Origin of the sequence: Paenibacillus arenilitoris (assembly GCF_014705655.1) — a bacterium.
GTDB classification, from domain to species: Bacteria; Bacillota; Bacilli; order Paenibacillales; family Paenibacillaceae; genus Pristimantibacillus; species Pristimantibacillus arenilitoris.
Genome location: NZ_JACXIY010000006.1, coordinates 146809 through 153598, shown reverse-complemented (window position 1 = coordinate 153598; position 6790 = coordinate 146809). Strand labels below are relative to the sequence as shown.

Below are 6790 nucleotides of genomic sequence, written 5' to 3'. Positions count from 1 at the left end.
CTGAATAAAAATGGTGACCCGTAGGGGATTCGAACCCCTGTTACCTCCGTGAAAGGGAGGTGTCTTAACCCCTTGACCAACGGGCCGTATTCACTTCAATAATTGCCTATCCATCAATGCTGCGTCGCTACCGGCAAATAAAAAAGACCGGCTTAACGGTCCTCCCGTTGCACTCGCTTATGGATGAATTCGTGGCGGAGAGAGAGGGATTCGAACCCTCGCACCACTTACGCAGTCTAACCCCTTAGCAGAGGGTCCCCTTGAGCCACTTGGGTATCTCTCCAAAATTGGCTCCCCGAACAGGACTCGAACCTGTGACAACTCGATTAACAGTCGAGTGCTCTACCAACTGAGCTATCAGGGAAAAGTAAAAGTGACATTTAATAATGTATCATGTTTGATTTTTGATGTCAAGCACATGCAGCGACAATTTTCCGCGGCATTTGCCGCATGCGTACTTGGCGGGGTCAAGCTTGCGCTTGCGCAAATATTCGGTCCCGCATTTGCCGCAGACGAGCTTGTAGCGGTAAGGCTGCGCCCTTCTCTGCTCGCGGTCGGGAAGCGCCTGACAGTAACGCGAACCGCCCACGCGGGCGAGCAGCGTCTTGAAATCGGCGTCCCGGTGCCGGTAGCCGCGCTTCAACAGATGAAGATGATAATGGCACAGCTCGTGCTTGATGATCTTCTCCGTCTCCTCGCGCCCGAACGCCGCCAGCTGATGCGGGCTGATCTCGATGTTGTGCGATTTCGTGAAATAACGGCCGCCCGTCGCCTTCAGCCGGCCGTTAAAGGTCGCCCGATGCAGGAAAGGACGGCCGAAAAAGGCAAGCGATAGCTGCTCGACCCACTGCTGCAACGTTTCGTCGTTCATCGATTAATCTCCCCCAACTACTTGAATTTTAAAGCCTCTATACGCTACACTGTCAAGTAGGAATTATTAGTGAAGCACGGAAGCAAACCGAGGGGAGATATTAAGCGATAATGGCAACTATGCGTTACGTTTTGTTCAAGCGGCAGGATCACATCTTTTTCGTCGAAATGCCCCAATCGCACGCTTACCAGCTAAGCGCGCTGAACCTGCGGCTCCATAAAGAAATCGATAAATTGACGGCGGCGGACGTGCCGAACCTTCCTTACGCCGTAGCCGAGTGCAACGACGTCGAGCTGCATGCCTCGTCGGTTTCCATCGTCTCCGGCCTCGATTACATTAACGGCCTCGAGCGGGATTTTGCCGGCGTGCAGGAGAAGTCGTACCCGCTCATCTCGCTGCTGACGGAAATCCGCGCGCTGCAGGCGCAGCTGGAGCAATGGTACGAGGAGTACGAAGAGGAGAACGTCAATTAGATTGGACCTGCACGGACATACGCCCTTTCCCATATGGTAATAGTACAACAAGTTGGGCTCTGGGAGGAGGACGAAGCGTATGCCGCAGTGGCTGTGCAATCAATTGATGCGCGCTTTTCAGAAGAAAGACCGCCGGCAGATCAAGCTGCTTAACGACTGCTGGTATTTTTACCGCAACAAGCAAGGTCCTAAAGAGCAAGGAAGCGGCACCGAATTTTTTTTATGATGCGCCGCCGCATAGAATCGATCCGAAAAAACCGGCCCCCGCTTCTCGCGCAGGGCCGGTTTATGATTTTGCGGAACTATTACAGGCCGTTCATGAACAAAATGTCGTCGAGCGGCAGACGAGTCGTCGGATGGCCCGGCGCGGACGCTTTGCCGACGGGCAGCATCAGCGTTGGCAAGTAACGGTCGGGGATTTGGAACATCTCTCTCACGAGGTCGCGGTTGTAGCCGCCCATCGGCACCGTATCGTAGCCTTTGGCGCGGGCGGTCAGCATAATTTGCATCGCGACGAGCCCCGTATCGAATACGACGATTTCCTTCAGCCGTTCGGCCGGCAGGGACGAGTAAAGACGCGTCGAATTCGCGATAAAGTTGTTAGCCACCTCTTCGGTCATATAGCCTGCCGCTGCGCTGGCTCCATAAATTTTGTCGGCCAGGCCGTACATTTCCAAGTCGCCGAGAACGATGATGATGGCGGAAGCTTCCGCGACCTGCTGCTGGTTATTCGCGATCGGAAGCAGCTTCTGCTTCAATTCCGGATCCGTAACGACAAGAAAGCGCCAAGGCTGCAAGTTCGAGGAAGAAGGAGCCTTCGTCGCGATATCCAAAATTTCGCGCAGCTCCTGCTCCGAAATTACAGCGCTGCTGTCGTACTTGCGCACGGAACGGCGCTCGTTCAGCACGTCGAAGAACAAGGCGTCTTTCTCGTTGGTTTGCACTTTCACGGGCGAATCGATTTGCGGATTTGTCATTTGGTTTCCCTCCGAATGTTTATTCTCTCTAACTGTATTCATTATTAATACTGTAATCACTTGATGTACAGTATAGGTCATCGAAACGCGTTTGTCAATTAACTTACTTTTGATAAGCGAGGCCGACCCGTCCCTTGGTGGAATAAGCTCGGTAATAAAAAGAACCCCGCCTGAAATCAGGCGAGGTCTGTTCATTTGCAGGGTCTAACTTGGCCTCCGCATCGTCAAGCCTACGCGGCCTTTCTTCTCGTCGACGTTAAGCACCCATACGGTCACGTTGTCTCCGACCGACACGACCTCCATCGGATGCTTGACGAATTTATCGCTCATTTGGGATATGTGCACGAGGCCGTCGTTCTTGATCCCGATATCGACAAACGCCCCGAAGTCGATGACGTTGCGCACCGTGCCTTGAAGCTCCATGCCCGGCGTTAAATCTTCGATGCCGAGCACGTCGGTATGGAAGATCGGAGGAGGCAGCTCCTCCCTCGGATCCCGTCCCGGCTTCAGCAGGCTGTCCACGATATCGCGCAGCGTCGGAACGCCGACCCCGAGCGTCGGCGCGATCGCCGCGGCATCGAGCTGCGACAGCTTCGCCTTCAGCTCCTCCGTGCCCAGCCGCTTCAGATCCAGCTGCAGCTCCTTGAACAGCTTGTCCACGACGTCGTACGATTCCGGATGGATCGGCGTGCCGTCGAGCGGATTGCCCGCCTCCGGGATCCGGAGGAAGCCGATGCTCTGCTCGTACGATTTCGCGCCTAGACGAGGCACCTTCTGCAGCTGCGCCCGCTTCGCGAAGCGTCCGTTCTCCTCGCGGTATTTGACGATGTTCTTCGCGATCGTCGCGTTAATGCCCGCGACATAGGACAGCAGCGATGCCGAAGCGGTGTTCACGTCGACGCCGACATGGTTGACGGCCGATTCGACGACGCCGCCGAGCGTCTCGTCGAGACGTTTCTGGCTGACATCGTGCTGGTATTGGCCGACGCCGATCGCCTTCGGCTCGATCTTGACGAGCTCGGCCAGCGGGTCCTGAAGCCGTCGCGCGATCGAAACCGCGCTCCGCTCCGCGACATCCAGCGTCGGAAACTCTTCCTGCGCCAGCTTGGAGGCGGAATAGACGCTCGCCCCCGCTTCGTTCACGATAATATACTTCAGCTCGGCGCCGCCGGCCGCCGAAGCCTTTCGCTTGCCGATCAGCCCGGCGATGAACAGCTCCGTCTCGCGCGAAGCCGTCCCGTTCCCGATGACGATCAATTCGACTCCGTACTTGTCGATTAAACCATTGATCAGCTTCTCCGCTTCCGCAATCTTGTTGTTCGGCGGCGTCGGATAGGAGACTGCGACCTCGAGCAGCTTGCCCGTGTCGTCGACGACCGCCAGCTTGCAGCCCGTCCGGAACGCAGGGTCGACGCCGAGTACGATCTGGCCGCGAACGGGGGGCTGAAGAAGAAGATTGCGCAAGTTGACGGAAAAAATCGAAATCGCGTGCTCCTCCGCCTTCTCCGTGAGCTCGCCGCGCACCTCGCGCTCGATGGACGGAGCGATAAGCCGCTTGTACGAATCCTCGATGACGGCTGTCAGAACGTCTCTGATCGGCTGCGCCGTGCCGTTCCTCAGCAGCTTGCGCGCGATATGCTCGTGAATGCGTTCGACCGGCACCTCGAAGCTTACGCGCAGCACGTCCTCCCGCTCCGCCCGGTTAATTGCCAATATCCGGTGCGGCGGCAGCTTCCTGACCGGCTCCTGGTAGCTGTAGTACATTTCGTATACCGTTTCCGCGTCCGGGTTTTTGGCATCCGTCTTCATGAGCGCCTGATCGAACGTAAATTTGCGCACCCAGGAGCGGATTGAGGCATCGTCCGCGATATTTTCCGCAATGATGTCCATGGCGCCCTGCAGCGCCTCTTCCGGGGTCGCAACGCCTTTATCGGCATCGACGTACCGGGCCGCTTCGCCCAGCGGCTCCCCTTGCCGCGGCTGCGACCAGAGCCAGTCCGCGAGCGGCTCGAGGCCTCTTTCCTTCGCCACGCTGGCGCGCGTCTTTCGCTTCTGGCGGTAAGGACGATACAAATCCTCGACCTCCTGCAGCTTGACCGCGCCGTTAATGCCTGCCCGCAGCTCGTCCGTCAGCTTGCCCTGCTCGTCGATCAGCCGGATGACCTCGCGCTTACGCTCTTCGAGGTTGCGCATGTACTGCAGCTTCTCTTCGATCGACCGCAGGTCGTTCTCGTCGAGCTCGCCCGTCATTTCCTTCCGGTAGCGGGCGATGAACGGGATCGTGTTGCCTTCGTCCAGCAATCCGACCGCCGCCTTCACCTTCGTCACCGGAATGGCCAGCTGCGACGCGATTCCTTTGATGATCCTTTCACTCTCGGCTGCCTTTTGCTCGGCCGTCAGCTTTGCGCTGCCCGCGCTTTCTTCCAATTGCTCCTGCTGCCGTACTTTCGTATCCGCCAAACGTACTGCTCCTTCCTATGCTTCATGCTCCCGTGTATGGATTGTTCGCCATCTCGTAACCGATCGTCGTCCTTCCGCCGTGTCCGGGGTATACGATCACGTCCGGATCCAGCTTATACAGCTTGTTCCGGATCGAATCGTACAAATCCCGCTCCCGCCCGCCCGGCAGGTCGGTCCGTCCGACCGATAACCGGAACAGCACATCGCCGGAGAACAGATGATTGCCGCACAGGAAGCTGACGCTCCCCGGCGAATGTCCCGGCGTATGCATGACCTTGAAGGAGCGGCCGAGCAGCTTCAGCGTCTGGCCTTCCTCCAGCGCGTGTTCCGCGGCATCCGTAGACAGCGGAGGCGTAACGTCCTGCCACCGCATCGATCCGTTCTTGCGCGGGTCGGTCAGCCAGTCCGCCTCCAAATCATGAATATAGACCGGGCAGCCCGCTGCCTTCCGCACCTCGTCCACGCCGCCCATATGATCGAAGTGGGCATGGGTTAGCAGAATCGCTTCAACTTCCGCGCCTTCGAGACGCTCGAGCAGCCGCTTCGGATTCATGCCCGGATCGATGACGATCGCCCTCTCCCGCGACTTCCCGCCTTCCTCGGCGGGAGGCTCCGTTACCGAAATGAAATAAGCGTTCGTTTGCAACGGTCCTAACGTAAAGGTTTCGATTCGCATATGTTTTAGGCTCCTATTCGGTTTAGAACGACTCCAGCAGCGTGCGGAGCTCTTTGACGATAACGGACTGGTAGCCCGTTCCTTCGCCGTACCGGCGTCCCATCTCCTGCCGCGTAGCCGCCAAGTTGTCTTGGTAATCGGCTGCGTCGCGGTCCGGATTCGCCTGCTTGAACGCGATCATCGCCTCCTGCACGTGAGTTGGGCGCGGTCCCCATTGTCCGAGCACGGCACCGCCCGTATCCGCGAAGATGACGACCGGAATGGAGCGTCCGCCCATCGTCAAGAACTGGTCCATCGTGTCCAGATGCTCCTCCATAATGAGCACGTCGATCGGAATGCCGCTGTTCTCCAGCGCTCGGAACACGACCGGGATATTGCGGACGACGTCGCCGCACCAATCCGCCATCAGGATAAGGCAGCGAAGATCGTCGCGATTGTTCAGCGATTCGAAGTATTCCTTGTCGCTCTCGTCCGTCCATTCGAATTTGTCCGACCAGCCGATGAAAGCCTCCCGGTTTTTGGTCATGCCGTCAATGAATTGCTTCGGGCTGATTCCTTTGCCCAGTTTATCCGCTACGCTTTTGCTCATGAATATCCCTCTTTCCCTCTTATTTTATGATAGCTGCTATGTAGCTTCTTTTTCGTTTTGCGCATCTCCATTATACCTTAAAACTTTTTCGCCCTGCGAATGTAGAGAAAAAGCACGATGACGACGCATATCGCGATAATCGCGTAAGCGATGTTGGAGTAGACGTCCATGAATTCGACGATTTCCGTCCAGTTGTCGCCGACCGCCGCGCCGACGGACACGAGGATAGAATTCCAGATCAGCGTTCCTATCGTCGTGAACAGCAGGAACGGAACGAACTTCATGTGGGACATGCCGGCCGGCAAGGAGATCAGGCTGCGGATGAGCGGAACCATCCGGCAGAGGAATACCGCCCAGTAGCCGTATTTCTCGAACCAGGCGTCCGCCTTGCGAATGTCCTCCTTCTTCACCCGAAGCACGCGTCCCCACCGGTCGATGATTTTCTCCAGCCTTTCGACGCCAAGCAGCTTGCCGACGTAGTACAAAATAATGGCTCCGATGACCGAACCGAGCGTGGCCGTGACGATGACGCCGACCGGCGTGAGGCTCGTATTGATCGTCATGAAGCCCCCGAAGGTCAAAATGACTTCCGAAGGAATCGGCGGGAATAAGTTCTCAAGCGCAATCAAAAATAAAATGCCGAAATAACCGTACTGCTCCATAATCTCTGTAATCCAGCTCTCCATACCCAACCTCCATGAATGACGTGCGGGCGCGGACAAGCCGCGCGTTCGCTCCCGTTAT

The 6790-nt window shown here is 57.0% G+C and carries 8 protein-coding genes and 3 tRNA genes; 2 read left to right on the top strand and 9 right to left on the bottom strand.

Annotation, left to right across the window (positions count from 1 at the left end):
- Window positions 1-11 precede the first annotated feature (11 nt).
- The 4 genes from IDH41_RS05300 to IDH41_RS05285 form a co-directional block, all read right to left on the bottom strand.
- Window positions 12-86 (bottom strand) — tRNA-Glu (locus IDH41_RS05300).
- A 106-nt stretch (window positions 87-192) separates the two neighbouring features.
- A tRNA-Ser gene (locus IDH41_RS05295) sits at window positions 193-283 on the bottom strand.
- Between the two features lie 5 nt (window positions 284-288).
- Window positions 289-364, bottom strand: a tRNA-Asn gene (locus IDH41_RS05290).
- A gap of 27 nt (window positions 365-391) precedes the next feature.
- Window positions 392-871, bottom strand: a complete 480-nt coding sequence (locus tag IDH41_RS05285) for a SprT family protein (protein ID WP_190858961.1) — start codon at window positions 869-871, stop codon at window positions 392-394.
- 110 nt (window positions 872-981) lie between these two features.
- Here IDH41_RS05285 and IDH41_RS05280 point away from each other — a divergent pair, with 110 nt between their 5' ends.
- Both IDH41_RS05280 and cmpA read left to right on the top strand, forming a co-directional pair.
- A complete protein-coding gene (locus IDH41_RS05280; RefSeq protein WP_190858958.1) occupies window positions 982-1344 on the top strand; it encodes a hydrolase/acyltransferase in 363 nt (120 codons plus the stop codon).
- Window positions 1345-1423: 79 nt separating this feature from the next.
- On the top strand, window positions 1424-1570 hold the full coding sequence (gene cmpA / locus IDH41_RS05275) for a cortex morphogenetic protein CmpA (RefSeq protein WP_190858957.1): 147 nt from the start codon (window positions 1424-1426) through the stop codon (window positions 1568-1570).
- A 79-nt stretch (window positions 1571-1649) separates the two neighbouring features.
- On the opposite strand, the gene IDH41_RS05270 is transcribed toward cmpA, so the two are convergent.
- The 5 genes from IDH41_RS05270 to IDH41_RS05250 form a co-directional block, all read right to left on the bottom strand.
- Window positions 1650-2321 (bottom strand): nitroreductase family protein, encoded by a 672-nt coding sequence (locus tag IDH41_RS05270; RefSeq protein WP_190858955.1) that lies wholly within the window; start codon window positions 2319-2321, stop codon window positions 1650-1652.
- Window positions 2322-2525: 204 nt separating this feature from the next.
- On the bottom strand, window positions 2526-4781 hold the full coding sequence (locus IDH41_RS05265) for a Tex family protein (RefSeq protein WP_190858954.1): 2256 nt from the start codon (window positions 4779-4781) through the stop codon (window positions 2526-2528).
- A 22-nt stretch (window positions 4782-4803) separates the two neighbouring features.
- The gene (locus tag IDH41_RS05260; RefSeq protein WP_190858952.1) at window positions 4804-5457 is read right to left on the bottom strand and encodes an MBL fold metallo-hydrolase; all 654 of its coding nucleotides are present in this window, start codon (window positions 5455-5457) and stop codon (window positions 4804-4806) included.
- Between the two features lie 22 nt (window positions 5458-5479).
- Complete coding sequence (locus IDH41_RS05255) at window positions 5480-6046, bottom strand: thioredoxin family protein (RefSeq protein WP_190858950.1); 567 nt, start codon at window positions 6044-6046, stop codon at window positions 5480-5482.
- A 77-nt stretch (window positions 6047-6123) separates the two neighbouring features.
- Window positions 6124-6732 carry a DedA family protein gene (locus tag IDH41_RS05250; RefSeq protein ID WP_190858948.1) on the bottom strand — a complete coding sequence of 203 codons (609 nt, stop codon included), beginning with the start codon at window positions 6730-6732 and terminating at the stop codon, window positions 6124-6126.
- Window positions 6733-6790: the final 58 nt, after the last annotated feature.

What these genes read in the sequence shown, in the direction of transcription:
- IDH41_RS05260 (WP_190858952.1), bottom strand. Translation starts at nt 5,457, where the DNA reads ATGCGAATCGAAACCTTTACGTTAGGACCGTTGCAAACGAACGCTTAT.
- IDH41_RS05250 (WP_190858948.1), bottom strand. Translation starts at nt 6,732, where the DNA reads ATGGAGAGCTGGATTACAGAGATTATGGAGCAGTACGGTTATTTCGGC.
- IDH41_RS05285 (WP_190858961.1), bottom strand. Translation starts at nt 871, where the DNA reads ATGAACGACGAAACGTTGCAGCAGTGGGTCGAGCAGCTATCGCTTGCC.
- IDH41_RS05280 (WP_190858958.1), top strand. Translation starts at nt 982, where the DNA reads ATGGCAACTATGCGTTACGTTTTGTTCAAGCGGCAGGATCACATCTTT.
- cmpA (WP_190858957.1), top strand. Translation starts at nt 1,424, where the DNA reads ATGCCGCAGTGGCTGTGCAATCAATTGATGCGCGCTTTTCAGAAGAAA.
- IDH41_RS05255 (WP_190858950.1), bottom strand. Translation starts at nt 6,046, where the DNA reads ATGAGCAAAAGCGTAGCGGATAAACTGGGCAAAGGAATCAGCCCGAAG.
- IDH41_RS05270 (WP_190858955.1), bottom strand. Translation starts at nt 2,321, where the DNA reads ATGACAAATCCGCAAATCGATTCGCCCGTGAAAGTGCAAACCAACGAG.